Source organism: Pseudomonas sp. 2hn, from assembly GCF_019646095.1.
GTDB lineage: Bacteria > Pseudomonadota > Gammaproteobacteria > Pseudomonadales > Pseudomonadaceae > Aquipseudomonas > Aquipseudomonas peradeniyensis.
In genome coordinates, this window is record NZ_CP081016.1 from 507,501 (window position 1) to 530,659 (window position 23,159).

The window sequence follows — 23,159 nt, forward strand, 5'->3', positions numbered from 1 at the left end:
GCTGATGAGCTCCCACACGAATTGCTTGATTCATTGTGTAAAGACGATGCTGTAACGCGACCCTGTTATAGGTCTGTAGCTCAGTTGGTTAGAGCGCACCCCTGATAAGGGTGAGGTCGGCAGTTCAAATCTGCCCAGACCTACCAATTACTTGGTGCGGCTGGTCAAATGGGGCCATAGCTCAGCTGGGAGAGCGCCTGCCTTGCACGCAGGAGGTCAGCGGTTCGATCCCGCTTGGCTCCACCACTCTTTCAGGTTTCGCAGCACTGCTCAGAACTTAGAAATGAACATTCGTTGATGAATGTTGATTTCTGACTTTTGTCAGATCGTTCTTTAAAAATTCGGATATGTGATAGATAGACTGAATGCCAGTTTCACTGCTGGTTATTCAGGCTAAGGTAAAATTTGTGAGTTCTGCTCAGCAATGAGCGAAATGCGAATTTTCGGCGAATGTCGTCTTCACAGTATAACCAGATTGCTTGGGGTTATATGGTCAAGTGAAGAAGCGCATACGGTGGATGCCTTGGCAGTCAGAGGCGATGAAAGACGTGGTAGCCTGCGATAAGCTTTGGGGAGTCGGCAAACAGACTGTGATCCAGAGATCTCTGAATGGGGGAACCCAGCCAGCACAAGCTGGTTATCTTGTACTGAATACATAGGTGCAAGAGGCGAACCAGGGGAACTGAAACATCTAAGTACCCTGAGGAAAAGAAATCAACCGAGATTCCCTTAGTAGTGGCGAGCGAACGGGGACCAGCCCTTAAGCTGGTTTGAGATTAGTGGAACGCTCTGGAAAGTGCGGCCATAGTGGGTGATAGCCCCGTACACGAAAATCTCTTGCCAGTGAAATCGAGTAGGACGGAGCACGAGAAACTTTGTCTGAACATGGGGGGACCATCCTCCAAGGCTAAATACTACTGACTGACCGATAGTGAACCAGTACCGTGAGGGAAAGGCGAAAAGAACCCCGGAGAGGGGAGTGAAATAGAACCTGAAACCGTATGCGTACAAGCAGTGGGAGCCTACTTTGTTAGGTGACTGCGTACCTTTTGTATAATGGGTCAGCGACTTATATTCAGTGGCGAGCTTAACCGAATAGGGGAGGCGTAGCGAAAGCGAGTCTTAATAGGGCGCTTTAGTCGCTGGGTATAGACCCGAAACCGGGCGATCTATCCATGGGCAGGTTGAAGGTTAGGTAACACTGACTGGAGGACCGAACCGACTACCGTTGAAAAGTTAGCGGATGACCTGTGGATCGGAGTGAAAGGCTAATCAAGCTCGGAGATAGCTGGTTCTCCTCGAAAGCTATTTAGGTAGCGCCTCATGTATCACTGTAGGGGGTAGAGCACTGTTTCGGCTAGGGGGTCATCCCGACTTACCAAACCGATGCAAACTCCGAATACCTACAAGTGCCGAGCATGGGAGACACACGGCGGGTGCTAACGTCCGTCGTGAAAAGGGAAACAACCCAGACCGTCAGCTAAGGTCCCAAAGTCATGGTTAAGTGGGAAACGATGTGGGAAGGCTTAGACAGCTAGGAGGTTGGCTTAGAAGCAGCCACCCTTTAAAGAAAGCGTAATAGCTCACTAGTCGAGTCGGCCTGCGCGGAAGATGTAACGGGGCTCAAACCATGCACCGAAGCTACGGGTATCACCTCTGGTGATGCGGTAGAGGAGCGTTCTGTAAGCCTGTGAAGGTGAGTTGAGAAGCTTGCTGGAGGTATCAGAAGTGCGAATGCTGACATGAGTAACGACAATGCGAGTGAAAAACTCGCACGCCGAAAGACCAAGGTTTCCTGCGCAACGTTAATCGACGCAGGGTTAGTCGGTCCCTAAGGCGAGGCTGAAAAGCGTAGTCGATGGAAAACAGGTTAATATTCCTGTACTTCCAGTTATTGCGATGGAGGGACGGAGAAGGCTAGGCCAGCTTGGCGTTGGTTGTCCAAGTTTAAGGTGGTAGGCTGAGATCTTAGGCAAATCCGGGATCTTAAGGCCGAGAGCTGATGACGAGTGCTCTTTAGAGCGCGAAGTGGTTGATGCCATGCTTCCAAGAAAAGCTCCTAAGCTTCAGATAACTGGGAACCGTACCCCAAACCGACACAGGTGGTTAGGTAGAGAATACCAAGGCGCTTGAGAGAACTCGGGTGAAGGAACTAGGCAAAATGGCACCGTAACTTCGGGAGAAGGTGCGCCGGTGAGGGTGAAGCACTTGCTGCGTAAGCCCACGCCGGTCGAAGATACCAGGCCGCTGCGACTGTTTATTAAAAACACAGCACTCTGCAAACACGAAAGTGGACGTATAGGGTGTGACGCCTGCCCGGTGCCGGAAGGTTAATTGATGGGGTTAGCGCAAGCGAAGCTCTTGATCGAAGCCCCGGTAAACGGCGGCCGTAACTATAACGGTCCTAAGGTAGCGAAATTCCTTGTCGGGTAAGTTCCGACCTGCACGAATGGCGTAACGATGGCGGCGCTGTCTCCACCCGAGACTCAGTGAAATTGAAATCGCTGTGAAGATGCAGTGTATCCGCGGCTAGACGGAAAGACCCCGTGAACCTTTACTATAGCTTTGCACTGGACTTTGAGCTTGCTTGTGTAGGATAGGTGGGAGGCTTTGAAGTGGGGACGCCAGTTCTCATGGAGCCATCCTTGAAATACCACCCTGGCAACCTTGAGGTTCTAACTCAGGTCCGTTATCCGGATCGAGGACAGTGTATGGTGGGTAGTTTGACTGGGGCGGTCTCCTCCCAAAGAGTAACGGAGGAGTACGAAGGTGCGCTCAGACCGGTCGGAAATCGGTCGTAGAGTATAAAGGCAAAAGCGCGCTTGACTGCGAGACACACACGTCGAGCAGGTACGAAAGTAGGTCTTAGTGATCCGGTGGTTCTGTATGGAAGGGCCATCGCTCAACGGATAAAAGGTACTCCGGGGATAACAGGCTGATACCGCCCAAGAGTTCATATCGACGGCGGTGTTTGGCACCTCGATGTCGGCTCATCACATCCTGGGGCTGAAGCCGGTCCCAAGGGTATGGCTGTTCGCCATTTAAAGTGGTACGCGAGCTGGGTTTAGAACGTCGTGAGACAGTTCGGTCCCTATCTGCCGTGGACGTTTGAGATTTGAGAGGGGCTGCTCCTAGTACGAGAGGACCGGAGTGGACGAACCTCTGGTGTTCCGGTTGTCACGCCAGTGGCATTGCCGGGTAGCTATGTTCGGAAGAGATAACCGCTGAAAGCATCTAAGCGGGAAACTTGCCTCAAGATGAGATCTCACTGGAGCCTTGAGCTCCCTGAAGGGCCGTCGAAGACTACGACGTTGATAGGTTGGGTGTGTAAGCGCTGTGAGGCGTTGAGCTAACCAATACTAATTGCCCGTGAGGCTTGACCATATAACACCCAAGCAATTTGCGCCGAGGCCAAATTGTGGTGGTGAAGACGAAAGAACCGAAAGTTCGCAACATCACAAATCGCATATCCGAATTCGCTGGAGTATCCATCTGGATGTTCTGGCAACAGAATTTCTTGACGACCATAGAGCATTGGAACCACCTGATCCCATCCCGAACTCAGCAGTGAAACGATGCATCGCCGATGGTAGTGTGGGGTTTCCCCATGTGAGAGTAGGTCATCGTCAAGATTCATTTCGCAAAACCCCTATCTGCGCGAGCAGGTAGGGGTTTTGTCTTTTCCGCGTTCCCAAAGCCAACACCGCCTCTACTGTGGAATACACAGCGTGGGAGCGGGCTTGCCCCGCGATTAGGCCAGCCCAGGCAACATCACCGCCTGATCCGGCCCTATCGCGGGGCAAGCCCGCTCCCACGGTGGCCTTCGACCGCGTCGGCTGTGGGGCCGGCGGTAGCCCTTTTCCTATGCAAGCCCGCGGGGCGTGGCTATCATGCCAGCCTTATTCCAAGTCGAGACTGGCATGCTGAAGTTGTTGAATCTCCTCAAGGATGGCCGGTTCCATTCCGGAGAAGCCCTGGGGGCCGCCCTCGGGGTAAGCCGCAGCGCCGTCTGGAAGCAGCTGCAGCACCTTGAGAGCGAACTGAACCTGACCATTCACAAGGTCCGTGGCCGTGGCTATCAGCTGGCAGCGCCGCTGAACCTGCTTGAATCGCAGGCGATCGCCGGGTTTTCGGAGGGTGAGCCGTGGCCGGCCTTCATTCATGACACTATCGACTCCACCAATGCCGAGGGTCTGAGGCTCGCCGCCCAGGGGCAGGCGGCGCCGTTCCTGGTGCTGGCCGAGCGCCAGAGCGCCGGGCGTGGACGTCGTGGCCGCCAATGGGTCAGTCCGTTCGCCGAAAACCTCTATTACAGTCTGGTACTGCGCATCGATGGCGGCATGCGTCAGCTCGAGGGCTTGAGCCTGGTGGTTGGCCTGGCGGTCATGCGCACGCTGAAGACGTTCGGCCTGAAGGATGTCGGGCTGAAATGGCCCAATGATGTCCTGGCCAGCGGGCGCAAGATCACCGGCATCCTCCTGGAGCTGGTCGGCGATCCGGCGGATGTCTGCCATGTGGTGCTGGGTATCGGTATCAATGTGAACATGCAGGGCGGTGAACAGATCGACCAGCCTTGGACCTCCATGCGTGGCGAGACCGGGCAGTTGGTGGACCGTAACCGCTTGGTGGCGGAGCTCAGTCAGCAACTGCAGCACGAGCTGGCTCGTCATCGCCGCTATGGTTTCGCCGCGTTCCAGGAAGAATGGGAGCAGGCGCACCTGTGGCAGGGGCGGAAGGTCTCGCTGGTCGCCGGCACCACTCGCATCGATGGGGTGGCGTTGGGCGTGGATGGGCAGGGCGGCTTGCGCCTCGAGGTGGATGGTGTGGAAAAGAGCTTCAGCGGTGGCGAGCTCAGTCTGAGGTTGCGTGATGATTCTTGAGCTCGATTGCGGAAACAGCTTCATCAAGTGGCGCGTCATCCATGCGGCCGACGCCACCATCAACGGTGGCGGTATCGTCGATTCCGACCAGGCACTGGTTGCGGCCGTCGCGGCGCTTTCATCCCTGCGCCTGATCGGTTGCCGGATGGTCAGCGTGCGCAGTGAAGAAGAAACTTCGGCGCTGTGCGCGTTGATCCTGGCTTCGTTCGGGGTCGAAGTGAGTGTGGCCCAGCCGGTGAAGGAAATGGCCGGCGTTCGCAATGGCTACGAGGACTACCAGCGCCTGGGGATGGATCGCTGGCTCGGCGCGCTGGGCGCCTATCACCTGGCGGGTCGCGCCTGCCTGGTCATCGACTTCGGTACCGCGGCCAAGGCCGACTATGTCGCGGCCGACGGTGAGCACCTCGGCGGGTACATCTGTCCGGGCATGCCGCTGATGCGTAGCCAGTTGCGCACCCACACCCGGCGAATCCGCTATGACGATGCCTCGGCCGAGCGTGCCTTGGGCAGCCTGGCGCCGGGGCGCTCCACCGTCGAAGCGGTCGAGCGTGGTTGTGTGTTGATGCTCCAGGGCTTTGCCCGTACCCAGGTCGAGCAGGCCAGGGCGCTATGGGGTGAGGATTTCACGGTCTTCCTGACCGGGGGCGATGCGCCGCTGGTGCAGGACGCTGCGCCTCAAGCGCGGATCGTGCCGGATCTGGTCTTTGTCGGCCTGGCCATGGCCTGCCCAATTGAGTCGAGGTGACTATGCGCTGGTTGTTTCTGCTGTTGGTTGTGCTCAACGTCGTTTATTACGTATGGCATCAGCAGGAAGCTCCGCTTAAGGTTAAGGAAGTCGCCCCGTTGTCGTTATACAAAGGCTCCCAGCAGGAAATACGTTTGTTGCGCGAGACTGGGGCCGCGGCACCTGCCAGGCGGCGCGACGAATGCCTGGTGGTGGGTGGGCTGGCCGCACGTGAGCAGCTCGATGCCCTGCGTCAGCGCCTGGTCAGCCTTGATATCGCCGCCCTGCCGGTGGTGGGGCAGCTGCCGGGCGCCGAGGGTTTCTGGCTCAAGGTGGCCCCTGAAAGCGAGCGTTTGCTGGACCCTGCGGTGCTCTCGACTCTTTCCAAGGATTTCAAAGACTTAAAACACAAAATTATTTTGTGCGAGGGTATTGCAACTGCTGAATAGCTTGATAGAATGGCGCCCGCTTCACAGGGAACACCACTGAGGTGGTAGAGCTGGAAGCGGTGTCAAAGCAGCTAAGTTTCAGATTTGATTGAAAAAATTTGAAAAAACGCTTGACACTGGGACGGCAGACAAATAGAATGCCGGCCACATCTGGAGGGATTCCCGAGCGGTCAAAGGGGACGGACTGTAAATCCGTTGCGAGAGCTTCGAAGGTTCGAATCCTTCTCCCTCCACCAGTTTTAGCGAGAGCCGCAAGCTCCGCGGGTATAGTTTAGTGGTAGAACCTCAGCCTTCCAAGCTGATGATGCGGGTTCGATTCCCGCTACCCGCTCCAAGTTTGCAGGATTTTGCGCAAAGTGTTTCGCTCTTGTAGCTCAGTTGGTAGAGCACACCCTTGGTAAGGGTGAGGTCAGCGGTTCAAGTCCGCTCAAGAGCTCCATATAAACAAGGCAGATATGAAAATATCTGCCTTTGTTTTATAGGCTGTATGACAATTTCTTCTGCGGAGGACTGTATCGATGGCTAAGGAAAAGTTTGATCGTTCGCTACCTCACGTTAACGTCGGCACTATCGGCCACGTTGACCATGGTAAGACTACTCTGACTGCAGCGCTGACTCGCGTCTGCTCCGAAGTTTTCGGTTCGGCCGTCGTTGAGTTCGACAAGATCGACTCGGCTCCGGAAGAAAAAGCGCGCGGTATCACCATCAACACCGCTCACGTCGAGTACAACTCGAACATTCGTCACTACGCTCACGTTGACTGCCCAGGTCACGCTGACTACGTGAAGAACATGATCACCGGTGCTGCCCAGATGGACGGCGCGATCCTGGTTTGCTCGGCCGCCGATGGTCCGATGCCACAAACCCGTGAGCACATCCTGCTGTCCCGTCAGGTTGGCGTTCCGTACATCGTGGTCTTCCTGAACAAGGCTGACCTGGTAGACGACGCCGAGCTGCTGGAACTGGTCGAGATGGAAGTTCGCGACCTGCTGTCCACCTACGACTTCCCAGGCGACGACACTCCGATCATCATCGGTTCGGCCCGTATGGCCCTGGAAGGCAAAGACGACAACGAAATGGGTACCAGCGCTGTCAAGAAGCTGGTTGAAACTCTGGATGCCTACATCCCTGAGCCAGTTCGTGCCATCGACCAGCCGTTCCTGATGCCGATCGAAGACGTATTCTCGATCTCGGGTCGTGGTACCGTTGTTACCGGCCGTATCGAGCGTGGTATCGTCCGCGTTCAGGATCCGCTGGAAATCGTTGGTCTGCGTGACACCACCACCACCACCTGCACCGGCGTTGAGATGTTCCGCAAGCTGCTGGACGAAGGTCGTGCTGGCGAGAACTGCGGCGTCCTGCTGCGTGGTACCAAGCGTGACGACGTTGAGCGTGGCCAGGTTCTGGTCAAGCCAGGTTCGGTCAAGCCGCACACCAAGTTCACCGCAGAAGTCTACGTCCTGTCGAAGGAAGAAGGCGGCCGTCACACTCCGTTCTTCAAAGGCTACCGTCCTCAGTTCTACTTCCGTACCACTGACGTGACCGGTAACTGCGAACTGCCGGAAGGCGTTGAGATGGTAATGCCAGGTGACAACATCCAGATGACTGTCACCCTGATCAAGACCATCGCAATGGAAGACGGTCTGCGCTTCGCCATCCGTGAAGGCGGTCGTACCGTCGGCGCCGGCGTCGTAGCGAAAATTATTGAATAAGTAGTTGATTTACTTGATCAGGCCGGTATAATGGCCGGCCTGATACAGCGTTATAGGTCAGTAGCTCAATTGGCAGAGCGACGGTCTCCAAAACCGTAGGTTGGGGGTTCGATTCCCTCCTGACCTGCCATTCACCTCGGTGTGATGGCTTTCTTCTCACAGGATCCTCCTCGATGACTCCCAAAACTGAAGCCCAAGAATCGCGTTTTGATCTGTTCAAGTGGCTCGCTGTTGTCGCATTGGTAGTCGTAGGTGTCGTGGGTAATCAGTATTACTCCGCCTCGCCGATCCTGTATCGCGTACTCGTCCTGCTTGTCCTGGCTGCTGTCGCTGGCTTCGTTGCCCTGCAGACCGCCAAAGGCAAGTCGTTCTTTGCGCTGGCGAAGGAAGCTCGTGCCGAGATCCGTAAAGTCGTGTGGCCGACCCGCCAAGAAACCACTCAGACCACGCTGATTGTCGTGGCTGTAGTTCTGGTCATGGCGCTGCTGCTGTGGGGTCTTGATTCCCTGCTCGGCTGGTTGGTCTCCTTGATCGTTGGCTAAGGGTGTCTCGTGGCTAAGCGTTGGTATGTTGTGCATGCTTACTCGGGTTACGAGAAGCATGTAATGCGCTCCCTGATCGAGCGCGTCAAGCTGGCTGGCATGGAAGACGAATTCGGCGAGATCTTGGTCCCGACCGAAGAAGTCGTCGAAATGCGTAACGGCCAGAAGCGCAAGAGCGAGCGTAAGTTCTTCCCTGGCTATGTACTGGTCCAGATGGAAATGAACGAAGGGACTTGGCACCTTGTCAAGGATACCCCTCGGGTCATGGGTTTCATTGGTGGTACCGCAGACAAGCCTGCGCCGATCACCGATAAAGAGGCTGATGCCATCCTGCGTCGCGTTGCCGACGGCAGTGATAAGCCGAAGCCGAAGACGCTGTTCGAACCGGGTGAAGTGGTTCGCGTCATTGACGGTCCGTTCGCCGACTTCAATGGCAGTGTCGAAGAAGTTAACTACGAGAAGAGCCGCCTGCAGGTTGCAGTGCTCATTTTCGGTCGCTCCACTCCGGTGGAGCTCGAGTTCAGCCAGGTCGAAAAGGTCTAGCGGAACGCAGCATCCCATACCCCGCAGCCCTATGTGCTGCGGGGTTTTGTCGTCACTGGGATAAAACGCAAGTCATACGGGGAGCCATCAGGCGTTCGTACCCGAATTTGGAGTAGCTCATGGCTAAGAAGATTCAGGCTTACATCAAGCTGCAAGTAAAGGCCGGCCAGGCCAACCCAAGCCCACCCGTTGGTCCAGCACTGGGTCAACACGGTGTGAACATCATGGAATTCTGCAAGGCCTTCAACGCCCGTACCCAGGGTCAAGAGCCAGGTCTGCCGACTCCAGTGATCATCACTGTCTACAGTGACCGTAGCTTCACCTTCGAGACCAAGAGCACCCCTGCCTCGGTTCTGCTGAAGAAAGCTGCTGGCCTGACCAGCGGTTCGGCTCGTCCGAACACTGTCAAGGTCGGTACCGTCACCCGTGCTCAGCTGGAAGAGATCGCCAAGGCCAAGCAGGCCGATCTGACCGCCGCTGACATGGACGCTGCTGTACGCACCATCGCCGGCTCCGCCCGCAGCATGGGCCTGAACGTGGAGGGTGTGTAATGGCTAAGCTGACCAAGCGCCAAAAGGCTATCGCCGAGAAAATCGAAGCAGGCAAGGCCTACAACTTCGAAGAAGCCGCAACCCTGCTGGCTTCGCTGCCGGCCGCCAAGTTCGTCGAGTCGTATGACATCGCCGTCAACCTCGGTGTAGACCCACGTAAATCCGACCAGGTCGTTCGTAGCGCTACCGTGCTGCCACACGGCACTGGCAAGACCGTACGTGTTGCCGTCTTCACCCAGGGTCCAGCTGCTGAAGCCGCTCTGGCTGCCGGCGCTGACCGCGTAGGTATGGACGACCTGGCTGCCGAAATGAAAGGCGGCGACCTGAACTATGACGTCGTCATCGCATCGCCTGATGCCATGCGCGTTGTAGGTCAGCTGGGTCAGGTTCTGGGTCCTCGCGGCCTGATGCCTAACCCGAAAGTCGGTACCGTGACCCCAGACGTAGCCACTGCCGTGAAGAACGCCAAGGCTGGTCAGGTTCGCTACCGTACCGACAAGAACGGTATCATCCATACCTCCGTTGGCAAGATCGGCTTCGAAGCCGGCAAGCTGAAGGAAAACGTTGAAGCCCTGATCGCTGATCTGAAGCGTATCAAGCCGGCTTCCTCGAAAGGTATCTACGTCAAGCGCGTTACCCTGAGCACCACCATGGGCCCAGGTCTGATCATCGATCAGAGCTCGCTGAACGTGTAATGCTCGGCCGGTGCGGCCTTGGTCGCACCGGCTACTAAATTGGGGTCCCTGCCTGGCGGGGGCTATCCAAGACCGTAGGCGGCGCAAGCCTTAAACCTCAAGCCTACGCAGATGGTGCTCCCGATTCGTTCGCGAATCAGACACCAAAACGACATCCGGCTCCGGCCAGATGAAACGGTAGAAACCAGGAGTAAACCCGTGGCAATTAAACTCGAAGACAAGAAGGCCATCGTCGCTGAAGTCAACGAGGCTGCCAAAGTCGCTCTGTCCGCTGTCGTGGCTGATGCCCGTGGTGTGACTGTAGGCGCAATGACCGGACTCCGTAAAGAGGCCCGCGAAGCTGGCGTTTACGTACGTGTCGTACGTAACACCCTGCTCAAGCGCGCTGTTGAAGGCACCGAATTCTCGATCCTCAACGACGCGTTCAAAGGCCCGACCCTGATTGCTTTCTCCAACGAACACCCGGGCGCTGCTGCCCGTCTGTTCAAAGAGTTCGCCAAGGGTCAGGACAAGTTCGAGATCAAGGCAGCTGCGTTTGACGGCAAGTTCCTTGCCGCTAACCAGATCGACGTGCTGGCAACCCTGCCAACTCGCGACGAGGCTATCGCACAGCTGATGAGCGTAATCCAAGGTGCAACCAGCAAGCTGGCTCGTACCCTGGCAGCTCTGCGCGACCAGAAAGAAGCTGCTGCTGCCTAAGGCACGCGCAACGCTTTCAAAATCATACGTTTAATTTGATGGCTGCGTAGGCTGTCACCCCAATACAGGATTTAAGTCATGTCTCTGACTAACGAGCAAATCATCGAAGCAATCGGCCAGAAAACCGTTCTGGAAATTGTTGAGCTGATCAAAGCGATGGAAGAAACCTTCGGCGTTACCGCTGCTGCCGCTGTTGCCGCTGGCCCAGCTGTTGCTGCTGCCGCTGCTGAAGAGCAGACCGAGTTCAACGTTGTTCTGGTTGAAGCCGGCGACAAGAAAGTGAACGTGATCAAAGCCGTTCGCGAGCTGACCGGTCTGGGCCTGAAAGAAGCCAAAGAGAAAGTCGATGGCGCTCCTCAGGTTGTAGCTGAAGGCGTTTCGAAAGAAGCCGCTGAAGACGCTAAGAAGAAGCTGGAAGAAGCAGGCGCCAAAGTCGAGCTGAAGTAATTTCGACTTTGCGACTCCAGTCCGAGCGTTAAGCGAAGGACTGATGGCTGGTGGCTTATGCCACCGGCCTTTTTCCGTTATTGGTGGCCGATCAGGTCGGCCCCGATAACGAGCTGCAAGACACCCAAGAGGGTGGCGCAAACCAAGGGGTTTGCACGATTTTCGGCTGCTCCCGCCGGGAGATGCCAAACAAGCAGGTGACCAAGCTGGGGAATGCTGATGGCTTACTCATACACTGAGAAAAAACGTATCCGCAAGGACTTTAGCAAGTTGCCGGACGTCATGGATGTGCCTTACCTCCTGGCCATCCAGCTGGATTCGTATCGCGAATTCCTGCAGGCGGGAGCATCCAAGGATCAGTTCCGCGACGTCGGCCTGCATGCGGCCTTCAAATCGGTATTCCCGATCATCAGCTACTCCGGCAATGCTGCCCTGGAGTACGTCGGCTATCGCCTGGGCGAGCCGGCGTTCGATGTGAAGGAATGTGTCCTGCGCGGTGTGACCTTCGCGGTCCCGCTGCGGGTGAAGGTGCGCCTGATCATCTTCGACAAGGAATCGTCGAACAAAGCGATCAAGGACATCAAAGAGCAAGAAGTCTACATGGGTGAAATCCCCCTGATGACTGAGAACGGTACCTTCGTAATCAACGGTACCGAGCGTGTGATCGTATCTCAGCTGCACCGCTCGCCGGGTGTGTTCTTCGACCACGACCGTGGCAAGACCCACAGCTCGGGCAAGCTGCTGTATTCCGCGCGCATCATCCCTTACCGCGGTTCCTGGCTGGACTTCGAGTTCGACCCGAAGGACTGCGTGTTCGTGCGTATCGACCGTCGCCGCAAACTGCCGGCCTCGGTACTGCTGCGCGCGCTGGGCTACAGCACCGAAGAAGTACTCAACACCTTCTACACCACCAACGTGTTCCACCTGTCCGGCGAAAAACTGAGCCTGGAACTGGTGCCTCAGCGTCTGCGTGGTGAAGTTGCGGTCATGGACATCCATGACGGCAGCGGCAAGGTCATCGTCGAGCAAGGCCGCCGTATCACCGCGCGCCACATCAACCAGCTGGAAAAGGCTGGCGTGAAAGAGCTGGACGTACCGCTGGAGTACGTGCTGGGTCGCACCACCGCCAAGGCGATCGTGCACCCTGCCACCGGCGAGATCATCGCCGAGTGCAACACCGAGCTGACCACCGACCTGCTGGTGAAGATCGCCAAGGCCCAGGTTGTCCGCGTCGAGACCCTGTACACCAACGACATCGACTGCGGTCCGTTCATCTCGGATACCCTGAAGATCGACACCACCAGCAACCAACTGGAAGCGCTGGTCGAGATCTACCGCATGATGCGTCCAGGCGAGCCGCCAACCAAGGATGCCGCCGAGACCCTGTTCAACAACCTGTTCTTCAGCGCCGAGCGTTACGACCTGTCGGCCGTCGGTCGCATGAAGTTCAACCGTCGTATCGGTCGCACCGAGATCGAAGGTTCGGGCGTGCTGAGCAAGGAAGACATCGTCGAGGTCCTCAAGACCCTGGTCGATATCCGTAACGGCAAGGGCATCGTCGACGACATCGACCACCTCGGCAACCGTCGCGTCCGTTGCGTCGGCGAGATGGCCGAGAACCAGTTCCGCGTTGGCCTGGTGCGCGTCGAGCGCGCGGTCAAAGAGCGTCTGTCGATGGCCGAAAGCGAAGGCCTGATGCCGCAGGACCTGATCAACGCCAAGCCGGTTGCGGCGGCGGTGAAGGAGTTCTTCGGTTCGAGCCAGCTCTCGCAGTTCATGGACCAGAACAACCCGCTCTCCGAGATCACCCACAAGCGCCGCGTCTCCGCACTCGGCCCAGGTGGTCTGACCCGTGAGCGCGCCGGCTTCGAAGTCCGTGACGTACACCCGACCCACTACGGCCGCGTGTGCCCGATCGAGACCCCTGAAGGTCCGAACATCGGTCTGATCAACTCCCTGGCGGCCTACGCCCGCACCAACCAGTACGGCTTCCTGGAAAGCCCGTACCGCGTGGTGAAGGAAGGCGTTGTCAGCGACGACATCGTGTTCCTGTCGGCCATCGAAGAAGCTGATCACGTCATCGCCCAGGCTTCGGCCGCGATGAACGAGAAGAAGCAGCTGATCGATGAGTTGGTAGCGGTTCGTCACCTGAACGAATTCACCGTCAAGGCGCCGGAAGACGTCACCCTGATGGACGTTTCGCCGAAGCAGGTAGTATCGGTCGCAGCGTCGCTGATTCCGTTCCTCGAGCACGACGACGCCAACCGTGCGTTGATGGGTTCGAACATGCAGCGTCAGGCTGTACCGACCCTGCGTGCCGACAAGCCGCTGGTAGGTACCGGCATGGAGCGCAACGTTGCCCGTGACTCCGGTGTCTGCGTGGTTGCTCGCCGCGGTGGTGTGATCGACTCGGTCGACGCCAGCCGTATCGTTGTTCGCGTGAACGATGATGAGGTCGAGACCGGCGAAGCAGGTGTGGATATCTACAACCTGACCAAGTACACCCGCTCCAACCAGAACACCTGCATCAACCAGCGTCCGCTGGTCAGCAAGGGTGACAAGGTTCAGCGCAGCGACATCATGGCCGATGGTCCGTCCACCGACATGGGTGAGCTGGCACTGGGTCAGAACATGCGCATCGCGTTCATGGCGTGGAACGGCTTCAACTTCGAAGACTCCATCTGCCTGTCCGAGCGTGTGGTCCAGGAAGACCGCTTCACCACGATCCACATCCAGGAACTGACCTGTGTGGCCCGTGACACCAAGCTTGGCCCAGAGGAAATCACCGCGGACATCCCGAACGTGGGTGAGGCTGCGCTGAACAAGCTGGACGAAGCCGGTATCGTCTACGTGGGTGCCGAAGTCGGCGCTGGCGACATCCTGGTCGGCAAGGTCACTCCGAAAGGCGAGACCCAGCTGACGCCGGAAGAAAAACTGCTGCGCGCGATCTTCGGTGAGAAGGCCAGCGACGTCAAAGACACCTCCCTGCGCGTGCCGACCGGCACCAAGGGCACCGTCATCGACGTCCAGGTCTTCACCCGTGACGGCGTCGAGCGCGACAGCCGCGCCCTGGCCATCGAGAAGATGCAGCTGGACGAGATCCGCAAGGACCTCAACGAAGAGTTCCGCATCGTCGAAGGCGCGACCTTCGAGCGTCTGCGTTCCGCTCTGAACGGCCAGGTGGTCGACGGTGGCGCGGGCCTGAAGAAAGGCACCGTGATTACCGATGACGTGCTGAACGGTCTGGAGCACGGCCAGTGGTTCAAACTGCGCATGGCCGAAGATGCACTGAACGAGCAGCTCGAGAAGGCTCAGCAGTACATCGTCGATCGCCGTCGCCTGCTGGACGACAAGTTCGAAGACAAGAAGCGCAAGCTGCAGCAGGGCGATGACCTGGCTCCAGGCGTACTGAAGATCGTCAAGGTCTACCTGGCAATCCGCCGTCGCATCCAGCCGGGTGACAAGATGGCCGGTCGTCACGGTAACAAGGGTGTCGTCTCGGTAATCATGCCGGTCGAAGACATGCCGCACGACGCCAACGGTACTCCGGTCGACGTCGTACTGAACCCGCTGGGCGTACCTTCGCGTATGAACGTCGGTCAGATTCTCGAAACCCACCTGGGCCTCGCGGCCAAGGGTCTGGGCGAGAAGATCGACCGCATGATCGAAGAGCAGCGTAAAGCCGCTGAACTGCGTACCTTCCTCACCGAGATCTACAACGAGATCGGTGGTCGTCAGGAGAACCTGGAAGAGTTCACCGACGAAGAGATCCTCGCCCTGGCGAACAACCTGAAGAAAGGCGTGCCTATGGCTACTCCGGTCTTCGACGGTGCCAAGGAGCGTGAGATCAAGGCCATGCTGAAACTGGCAGACCTGCCGGAAAGCGGCCAGATGGTGCTGTTCGATGGCCGTACCGGCAACAAGTTCGAGCGTCCTGTGACCGTGGGTTACATGTACATGCTCAAGCTGAACCACTTGGTGGACGACAAGATGCACGCGCGTTCCACTGGTTCCTACAGCCTGGTTACCCAGCAGCCGCTGGGTGGTAAGGCGCAGTTCGGTGGTCAGCGTTTCGGGGAGATGGAAGTGTGGGCGCTGGAAGCATACGGCGCGGCATACACCCTGCAAGAAATGCTCACAGTGAAGTCGGACGACGTGAACGGCCGTACCAAGATGTACAAGAACATCGTGGATGGCGATCACCGTATGGAGCCGGGCATGCCCGAGTCCTTCAACGTGTTGATCAAAGAGATCCGTTCGCTCGGTATCGATATCGATCTGGAAACCGAATAACACGTGACGCGAAGGGGAGTGGGCAGGTAATGCCCGCTCCCTGCTCCGCCAGGAGGAAAGGCCTTGAAAGACCTACTGAATTTGCTGAAAAACCAGGGTCAAGTCGAAGAGTTCGACGCCATCCGCATCGGTCTGGCGTCGCCTGAAATGATCCGTTCGTGGTCGTTCGGTGAAGTTAAGAAGCCGGAAACCATCAACTACCGTACGTTCAAGCCTGAGCGTGACGGCCTGTTCTGCGCCAAGATCTTTGGCCCAGTCAAGGACTACGAGTGCCTGTGCGGTAAGTACAAGCGCCTGAAGCATCGTGGCGTGATCTGCGAGAAGTGCGGCGTTGAAGTCGCCCTGGCCAAGGTTCGTCGTGAGCGCATGGCGCACATCGAACTGGCTTCGCCGGTTGCCCACATCTGGTTCCTGAAGTCGCTGCCGTCCCGTATCGGCCTGCTGATGGACATGACCCTGCGTGATATCGAGCGCGTGCTCTATTTCGAGAGCTATGTCGTTATCGACCCGGGCATGACCACCCTCGAGAAGGGTCAGCTGCTCAACGACGAACAGTACTTCGAAGCGCTGGAAGAGTTCGGTGACGACTTCGACGCCCGCATGGGTGCCGAGGCTGTCCGCGAGCTGCTGCACGCTATCGACCTGGAGCACGAGATCGGCCGCCTGCGCGAAGAGATTCCGCAGACCAACTCGGAAACCAAGATCAAGAAGCTGTCCAAGCGCCTGAAGCTGATGGAAGCTTTCCAGGGCTCGGGCAACCTGCCTGAGTGGATGGTCCTGACCGTCCTGCCAGTGCTGCCGCCGGACCTGCGTCCGCTGGTACCGCTGGATGGCGGCCGCTTCGCGACCTCCGACCTGAACGACCTGTATCGTCGGGTGATCAACCGTAACAACCGTCTGAAGCGCCTGCTCGATCTGTCGGCGCCGGACATCATCGTGCGCAACGAAAAGCGCATGCTGCAGGAAGCGGTCGACGCCCTGCTGGACAACGGCCGTCGTGGTCGCGCCATCACCGGCTCGAACAAGCGTCCGCTGAAGTCCCTGGCCGACATGATCAAAGGTAAGCAAGGTCGCTTCCGTCAGAACTTGCTCGGTAAGCGCGTGGACTACTCCGGTCGTTCGGTAATTACCGTAGGCCCGACCCTGCGTCTGCACCAGTGCGGTCTGCCGAAGAAGATGGCCCTCGAGCTGTTCAAGCCGTTCATTTTCGGCAAGCTGGAAATGCGTGGTCTGGCGACCACCATCAAGGCCGCCAAGAAGATGGTCGAGCGCGAGCTGCCAGAGGTGTGGGACGTTCTCGCCGAAGTGATTCGCGAACACCCCGTACTGCTCAACCGTGCACCGACCCTGCACCGTCTGGGTATCCAGGCCTTTGAACCGGTTCTGATCGAAGGTAAGGCTATCCAGCTGCACCCGCTGGTCTGCGCCGCGTACAACGCCGACTTCGACGGTGACCAGATGGCCGTTCACGTGCCGCTGACCCTGGAAGCCCAGCTCGAAGCGCGCGCGCTGATGATGTCGACCAACAACATCCTGTCGCCAGCCAACGGTGAGCCGATCATCGTTCCATCGCAGGACGTTGTACTGGGTCTGTACTACATGACCCGTGAAGCCATCAACGCCAAGGGCGAAGGTCGCGTGTTCGCCGACCTGCAGGAAGTCGACCGCGTATTCCGCGCCGGCGAAGCCGCCCTGCACGCGAAAATCAAGGTCCGTATCAATGAGACCGTGAAGGAGCGCGACGGCTCCATCGTCAAGAACACCCGTATTGTCGACACCACTGTCGGCCGTGCGCTGCTGTTCCAGGTTGTGCCTGCCGGCCTGCCGTTCGACGTGGTCAACCAGTCGATGAAGAAAAAGGCGATCTCCAAGCTGATCAACCAGTGCTACCGCGTGGTTGGTCTGAAAGAGACCGTGATCTTCGCCGACCAGCTGATGTACACCGGTTTTGCTTATTCGACCATTTCCGGCGTTTCGATCGGCGTCAACGACTTCGTGATCCCGGACGAGAAAGCCCGCATCATCGGTACCGCCACCGACGAAGTGAAGGAAATCGAGAGCCAGTACGCCTCCGGTCTGGTTACCCAGGGCGAGAAGTACAACAAGGTCATCGACTTGTGGTCCAAGGCGAACGATGAAGTGTCCAAGGCGATGATGGCCAACCTCTCGAAAGAGAAGGTCGTCGACCGCGAGGGCAAGGAAGTCGAGCAAGAGTCCTTCAACTCGATGTACATGATGGCCGACTCCGGTGCGCGTGGTTCCGCCGCGCAGATCCGCCAGCTGGCCGGTATGCGTGGCCTGATGGCCAAGCCGGACGGCTCGATCATCGAGACGCCGATCACTGCGAACTTCCGTGAAGGTTTGAGCGTACTTCAGTACTTCATCTCGACTCACGGTGCTCGTAAGGGTCTGGCGGATACCGCACTGAAGACCGCCAACTCCGGTTACCTGACTCGTCGTCTGGTAGACGTGGCGCAGGATCTGGTGGTTACCGAGATCGACTGCGGCACCGACCAGGGCCTGCTGATGACCCCGCACATCGAAGGCGGTGACGTTGTCGAGCCGCTGGGTGAGCGTGTACTGGGTCGTGTCATCGCCCGTGACGTGTTCAAGCCAGGCACCGAGGACGTCATCGTTCCGGCCGGTACCCTGGTGGATGAGCAGTGGGTCGAGTTCATCGAGCTGAACAGCATCGATGAAGTGGTCGTGCGTTCGCCGATCAACTGCGAAACCCGTTACGGCATCTGCGCCAAGTGCTACGGTCGCGACCTGGCTCGCGGTCACCAGGTGAACATCGGTGAAGCTGTCGGCGTTATCGCTGCGCAGTCGATCGGTGAGCCGGGTACCCAGCTGACCATGCGTACGTTCCACATCGGTGGTGCTGCAAGCCGTACCTCGGCTGCCGACAGCGTCCAGGTGAAGAACGGTGGTATGGTGCGTCTGCACAACCTGAAGCAGGTCGAGCGTGCCGATGGCAACCTGGTTGCCGTATCGCGTTCCGGCGAGCTGGCTATTGCCGACGAATTCGGTCGTGAACGTGAGCGTTACAAGCTGCCTTACGGTGCGGTGATTTCGGTCAAGGAAGGTGAGAAGGTCGAAGCTGGCGCCATCGTCGCCAAGTGGGACCCGCACACCCACCCGATCGTTACCGAGCTGAAAGGTACCGTGACCTTCGTGGGCATGGAAGAAAACATCACCATCAAGCGCCAGACCGACGAACTGACCGGCCTGACCAACATTGAAGTGATGGACGTCAAGGATCGCCCTGCCGCCGGCAAGGAAATCCGTCCGGCGATCAAGATGGTCGATGCCAACGGCAAGGACCTGTATCTGCCAGGCACCGACGTGCCTGCCCAGTACTTCCTGCCGGCCAACGCCCTCGTCGGTGTGGCTGACGGTGCCCAGATCGGCGTCGGTGACGTTATCGCGCGTATCCCGCAAGAAACGTCGAAGACCCGTGACATCACCGGTGGTCTGCCGCGCGTTGCCGACCTGTTCGAAGCGCGTCGTCCGAAAGAAGCCTCGATCCTGGCTGAAGTCAGCGGCACCATCGCGTTCGGTAAAGAGACCAAGGGCAAGCGTCGTCTGGTCATCACTCCGACCGACGGTAGCGATCCGTACGAAGAGCTGATTCCGAAGTGGCGCCACCTGAACGTCTTCGAAGGCGAACAGGTAAACCGCGGCGAAGTTATCTCCGACGGCCCGAGCGATCCGCACGACATCCTGCGTCTGCTGGGTGTGAGCGCGCTGGCGAAGTACATCGTCAACGAGATCCAGGACGTTTACCGTCTGCAAGGCGTGAAGATCAACGACAAGCACATCGAGACCATCCTGCGTCAGATGCTGCGCAAGGTCGAGATCTCCGAGTCGGGCGATTCCAGCTTCATCAAGGGCGACCAGATGGAACTGACCCAGGTACTGGTAGAGAACGAGCGTCTCGCTAGCGAAGACAAGTTCATCTCCAAGTTCACCCGTGTACTGCTGGGTATCACCAAGGCCTCGCTGTCCACCGAATCGTTCATCTCGGCGGCTTCCTTCCAGGAAACCACCCGCGTACTGACCGAAGCGGCGGTAACCGGCAAGCGCGACTACCTGCGCGGCCTGAAAGAGAACGTGGTCGTGGGTCGTCTGATCCCGGCCGGTACTGGTCTGGCCTACCACAGCGAGCGCAAGCGTCGCCGTGATGCCGACAAGCCGCTGCGTGTGAGCGCCAGTGAGGTGGAAGCCGCACTGACCGAAGCGCTGAACTCCAGCGGTAACTAAGTGCAGGGCAGGGCCCCGGCACCCCTCGCAAGATCGTCGGTGACATGAATTGTTGCCGATGATCGGGCGAGGAGGGCCGGGGCCTCGTCTTGACTGGGTGCAAGATCCTCTTTAGACTTTTGTACCCTTAAATTTGGTGAGGCTCCGTCTCGCCAATTTTTGGCTTTCTTGCAAGACAATAGAGTCGCAAGACAATCAGTGGAGCTAGTAGATGGCAACTATCAACCAGCTGGTACGTCAGCCGCGTAAGCGTTCGGTCGAGAAGTCCGACGTTCCTGCGCTGCAGAACTGCCCGCAGCGTCGTGGCGTGTGCACTCGTGTGTACACCACCACGCCGAAAAAACCTAACTCGGCACTGCGTAAAGTATGCCGTGTGCGTCTGACCAACGGTTTCGAGGTTTCCTCGTACATCGGTGGTGAAGGCCACAACCTGCAAGAGCACAGCGTCGTCCTGATCCGTGGCGGCCGTGTAAAAGACTTGCCAGGTGTTCGTTACCACACCGTTCGCGGCTCTCTGGATACTTCGGGCGTCAAAGGCCGTAACCAGGGTCGTTCGAAGTACGGTACCAAGCGTCCGAAGTAATCGGTCGTTTGCAGACATCCATTTTTTTGAGTCGATAAGAGTAAGGTCGGGCAGGGGTCGAAGACCCACGTCCCGGGCTAACCTGAAGACCGTTTGAGGGCTTATCATGCCAAGACGTCGTGTAGCAGCAAAACGTGAGATCCTGGACGATCCGAAGTACGGATCCCAGATTCTCGCCAAGTTCATGAACCACGTGATGGAAAGCGGCAAGAAGGCCGTAGCCGAGCGCATCGTTTACGGTGCCCTGGATACCGTCAAAGCACGCAAGAACAGCGACCCCCTGGAAATCTTCGAGAAAGCTCTCGACGCCATCGCTCCGCTGGTCGAAGTAAAGTCCCGCCGTGTCGGCGGTGCCACTTACCAGGTTCCGGTTGAAGTTCGTCCGTCCCGTCGTAACGCTCTGGCAATGCGCTGGCTCGTAGACTACGCCCGCAAGCGCGGCGAGAAGTCGATGGCTCTGCGCCTGGCAGGCGAGCTGCTGGATGCTGCTGAAGGCAAGGGTGCTGCAGTCAAGAAGCGTGAAGACGTTCACCGTATGGCTGAAGCCAACAAAGCGTTCTCGCACTACCGCTTCTAATTCAAGCATCAATCATTTTGCGAGGGCTTTATGGCTCGTACTACAGCAATTAACCGCTACCGTAACATCGGTATCTGCGCGCACGTTGACGCGGGCAAGACTACCACTACCGAGCGGATCCTGTTCTACACAGGTCTGAGCCACAAGATGGGCGAGGTGCACGACGGCGCCGCGACCACCGACTGGATGGTGCAGGAGCAGGAGCGCGGTATCACCATTACCTCCGCTGCCGTTACCACCTTCTGGAAAGGTTCCCGTGGTCAGTACGACAACTACCGCGTAAACGTCATCGATACCCCCGGCCACGTTGACTTCACCATTGAAGTAGAGCGTTCGCTGCGTGTACTCGACGGCGCGGTCGTTGTGTTCTGCGGTACCTCCGGCGTTGAGCCGCAGTCCGAAACCGTATGGCGTCAGGCCAACAAGTACGGCGTTCCACGTGTTGTCTACGTGAACAAGATGGACCGTGCCGGTGCCAACTTCCTGCGCGTCGTAGGTCAGATCAAGAACCGTCTGGGTCACACCCCGGTTCCTGTTCAGCTGGCCATCGGTTCGGAAGATAACTTCCAGGGTCAGGTCGACCTGATCAAGATGAAGGCTATCTACTGGAACGACGACGACAAGGGCACCACCTACCGTGAGGAAGAAATTCCTGCGGATATGGTCGAGCTGGCCAACGAGTGGCGCAACAACATGGTTGAAGCTGCCGCCGAAGCCACCGAAGAGCTGATGAACAAGTACCTTGAAGAAGGTGAGCTGACCGTCGAAGAGATCAAGGCAGGCCTGCGCGCGCGCACCCTGGCCAGCGAGATCGTTCCGGCTGTCTGCGGTTCGTCGTTCAAGAACAAGGGCGTTCCCCTGGTTCTCGACGCCGTCATCGACTTCCTGCCTGCTCCGACCGAGATCCCGGCGATCAAGGGTATTCACCCTGACCTGATCGACGTGCCGAAGGACGAAGTCAAGCCTGAGCAGTTCGACGAGCGTCACGCTGACGACGACGAGCCCTTCTCGGCCCTGGCCTTCAAGATCGCCACCGACCCGTTCGTGGGTACTCTGACCTTCGTTCGCGTCTACTCGGGCTTCCTGACCTCCGGTGACTCCGTCATCAACTCGGTCAAGGGCAAGAAAGAGCGCGTTGGTCGTATGGTGCAGATGCACGCCAACCAGCGTGAAGAGATCAAGGAAGTACGCGCTGGTGACATCGCTGCTCTGATCGGCATGAAGGACGTCACCACCGGTGACACCCTGTGCAACGCCGACAAGCCGATCATCCTCGAGCGTATGGACTTCCCGGAGCCTGTGATTTCGCTCTCCGTAGAGCCGAAAACCAAGCAGGACCAGGAGAAGATGGGTATCGCACTGGGCAAACTGGCTCAGGAAGACCCGTCGTTCCGCGTCAAGACCGACGAAGAGACTGGCCAGACCATCATCTCCGGTATGGGTGAGCTGCACCTGGACATCCTCGTTGACCGCATGAAGCGCGAGTTCAACGTCGAAGCCAACATCGGCAAGCCGCAGGTTTCGTACCGCGAGAAGATCACCAAGTCCAACGTCGAGATCGAAGGCAAGTTCGTTCGTCAGTCGGGTGGTCGTGGTCAGTTCGGTCACTGCTGGGTTCGTTTCTCCGAGCCGGACGTGGACGACAAGGGCAACATCACCGAAGGTCTGGTGTTCTCCAACGAAGTCGTTGGTGGTGTGATTCCGAAGGAATACATCCCTGCGATCCAGAAGGGCATCGAAGAGCAGATGAAGAACGGCGTTGTCGCCGGCTATCCGCTGATCGGCCTGAAGGCTGCGGTATTCGACGGTTCGTACCACGACGTCGACTCCAACGAAATGGCGTTCAAGATCGCCGCTTCGATGGCAACCAAGCAACTGGCCCAGAAGGGCGGTGGCGTGGTCCTCGAGCCGATCATGAAAGTCGAAGTTGTAACCCCGGAAGACTACCTGGGTGACGTGATGGGTGACCTGAACCGTCGTCGTGGTCTGGTCCAGGGTATGGATGAGTCGGTCTCCGGCCGCGTCGTCCGTGCTGAAGTTCCGCTCGGAGAGATGTTCGGTTATGCGACCGACGTTCGTTCCATGTCTCAGGGTCGCGCAAGCTACTCCATGGAATTCTCCAAATACGCCGAAGCTCCGTCGAACATCGTCGAAGCACTCGTTAAAAAACAAGGCTAATCCCCTTTAGGCAAGAGGTTCAC

Annotated in this window: 16 protein-coding genes, 6 tRNA genes and 2 rRNA genes; all 24 read left to right on the forward strand. The window is 57.9% G+C overall.

Annotated elements, in window-relative coordinates:
• The first annotated feature begins 69 nt into the window (after positions 1-69).
• The 24 genes from K2O50_RS02355 to fusA all read left to right on the forward strand — a co-directional run bounded on the left by K2O50_RS02355 (position 70) and on the right by fusA (position 23,136).
• Positions 70-146, forward strand: a tRNA-Ile gene (locus K2O50_RS02355).
• 24 nt (positions 147-170) lie between these two features.
• Positions 171-246: transfer RNA gene (locus tag K2O50_RS02360), tRNA-Ala, on the forward strand.
• A gap of 245 nt (positions 247-491) precedes the next feature.
• Positions 492-3,384, forward strand: a 23S ribosomal RNA gene (locus K2O50_RS02365).
• A 132-nt stretch (positions 3,385-3,516) separates the two neighbouring features.
• Positions 3,517-3,632 (forward strand): 5S ribosomal RNA (rrf, locus tag K2O50_RS02370).
• 288 nt (positions 3,633-3,920) lie between these two features.
• Positions 3,921-4,880 carry a bifunctional biotin--[acetyl-CoA-carboxylase] ligase/biotin operon repressor BirA gene (gene birA, locus K2O50_RS02375; RefSeq protein WP_050703548.1) on the forward strand — a complete coding sequence of 320 codons (960 nt, stop codon included), beginning with the start codon at positions 3,921-3,923 and terminating at the stop codon, positions 4,878-4,880.
• Positions 4,870-5,625 carry a pantothenate kinase gene (locus tag K2O50_RS02380; protein ID WP_050703549.1) on the forward strand — a complete coding sequence of 252 codons (756 nt, stop codon included), beginning with the start codon at positions 4,870-4,872 and terminating at the stop codon, positions 5,623-5,625. Before birA ends, K2O50_RS02380 begins: the two co-directional genes overlap by 11 nt.
• Positions 5,626-5,627: 2 nt before the next feature.
• The gene (locus K2O50_RS02385; protein ID WP_050703550.1) at positions 5,628-6,053 is read left to right on the forward strand and encodes a hypothetical protein; all 426 of its coding nucleotides are present in this window, start codon (positions 5,628-5,630) and stop codon (positions 6,051-6,053) included.
• A gap of 152 nt (positions 6,054-6,205) precedes the next feature.
• Positions 6,206-6,289 (forward strand) — tRNA-Tyr (locus K2O50_RS02390).
• Between the two features lie 24 nt (positions 6,290-6,313).
• A tRNA-Gly gene (locus tag K2O50_RS02395) sits at positions 6,314-6,387 on the forward strand.
• A 29-nt stretch (positions 6,388-6,416) separates the two neighbouring features.
• A tRNA-Thr gene (locus tag K2O50_RS02400) sits at positions 6,417-6,492 on the forward strand.
• Between the two features lie 79 nt (positions 6,493-6,571).
• A complete protein-coding gene (gene tuf, locus K2O50_RS02405) occupies positions 6,572-7,765 on the forward strand; it encodes an elongation factor Tu (protein ID WP_182323863.1) in 1,194 nt (397 codons plus the stop codon).
• Positions 7,766-7,819: 54 nt separating this feature from the next.
• Positions 7,820-7,895, forward strand: a tRNA-Trp gene (locus K2O50_RS02410).
• Positions 7,896-7,938: 43 nt separating this feature from the next.
• Positions 7,939-8,307: a preprotein translocase subunit SecE gene (gene secE / locus K2O50_RS02415; RefSeq protein ID WP_050703551.1), complete on the forward strand. Its 369-nt coding sequence runs from the start codon at positions 7,939-7,941 to the stop codon at positions 8,305-8,307.
• A 9-nt stretch (positions 8,308-8,316) separates the two neighbouring features.
• On the forward strand, positions 8,317-8,850 hold the full coding sequence (gene nusG / locus K2O50_RS02420; RefSeq protein ID WP_050703552.1) for a transcription termination/antitermination protein NusG: 534 nt from the start codon (positions 8,317-8,319) through the stop codon (positions 8,848-8,850).
• 119 nt (positions 8,851-8,969) lie between these two features.
• Positions 8,970-9,401 (forward strand): 50S ribosomal protein L11, encoded by a 432-nt coding sequence (rplK, locus tag K2O50_RS02425; RefSeq protein WP_028692261.1) that lies wholly within the window; start codon positions 8,970-8,972, stop codon positions 9,399-9,401.
• Positions 9,401-10,096: a 50S ribosomal protein L1 gene (rplA, locus tag K2O50_RS02430; RefSeq protein ID WP_028692260.1), complete on the forward strand. Its 696-nt coding sequence runs from the start codon at positions 9,401-9,403 to the stop codon at positions 10,094-10,096. Before rplK ends, rplA begins: the two co-directional genes overlap by 1 nt.
• A 198-nt stretch (positions 10,097-10,294) precedes the next feature.
• Positions 10,295-10,795: a 50S ribosomal protein L10 gene (gene rplJ / locus K2O50_RS02435; RefSeq protein WP_003257082.1), complete on the forward strand. Its 501-nt coding sequence runs from the start codon at positions 10,295-10,297 to the stop codon at positions 10,793-10,795.
• Between the two features lie 78 nt (positions 10,796-10,873).
• Complete coding sequence (gene rplL / locus K2O50_RS02440; RefSeq protein ID WP_050703553.1) at positions 10,874-11,242, forward strand: 50S ribosomal protein L7/L12; 369 nt, start codon at positions 10,874-10,876, stop codon at positions 11,240-11,242.
• A gap of 50 nt (positions 11,243-11,292) precedes the next feature.
• Entirely contained in the window at positions 11,293-11,481 is a 189-nt protein-coding gene (locus tag K2O50_RS02445) for a hypothetical protein (protein WP_156329573.1), read from the forward strand.
• Positions 11,462-15,535 (forward strand): DNA-directed RNA polymerase subunit beta, encoded by a 4,074-nt coding sequence (gene rpoB, locus K2O50_RS02450; protein ID WP_050703555.1) that lies wholly within the window; start codon positions 11,462-11,464, stop codon positions 15,533-15,535. Before K2O50_RS02445 ends, rpoB begins: the two co-directional genes overlap by 20 nt.
• A gap of 63 nt (positions 15,536-15,598) precedes the next feature.
• Positions 15,599-19,798, forward strand: coding sequence for a DNA-directed RNA polymerase subunit beta' (gene rpoC, locus K2O50_RS02455; RefSeq protein WP_028692258.1), 4,200 nt, complete (start codon positions 15,599-15,601; stop codon positions 19,796-19,798).
• A gap of 211 nt (positions 19,799-20,009) precedes the next feature.
• Complete coding sequence (gene rpsL, locus K2O50_RS02460) at positions 20,010-20,381, forward strand: 30S ribosomal protein S12 (protein ID WP_003255492.1); 372 nt, start codon at positions 20,010-20,012, stop codon at positions 20,379-20,381.
• Positions 20,382-20,487: 106 nt separating this feature from the next.
• Positions 20,488-20,958, forward strand: coding sequence for a 30S ribosomal protein S7 (gene rpsG, locus K2O50_RS02465; RefSeq protein ID WP_003246741.1), 471 nt, complete (start codon positions 20,488-20,490; stop codon positions 20,956-20,958).
• A gap of 30 nt (positions 20,959-20,988) precedes the next feature.
• Entirely contained in the window at positions 20,989-23,136 is a 2,148-nt protein-coding gene (gene fusA, locus K2O50_RS02470; RefSeq protein WP_050703554.1) for an elongation factor G, read from the forward strand.
• The last annotated feature ends 23 nt before the right edge of the window (positions 23,137-23,159 follow it).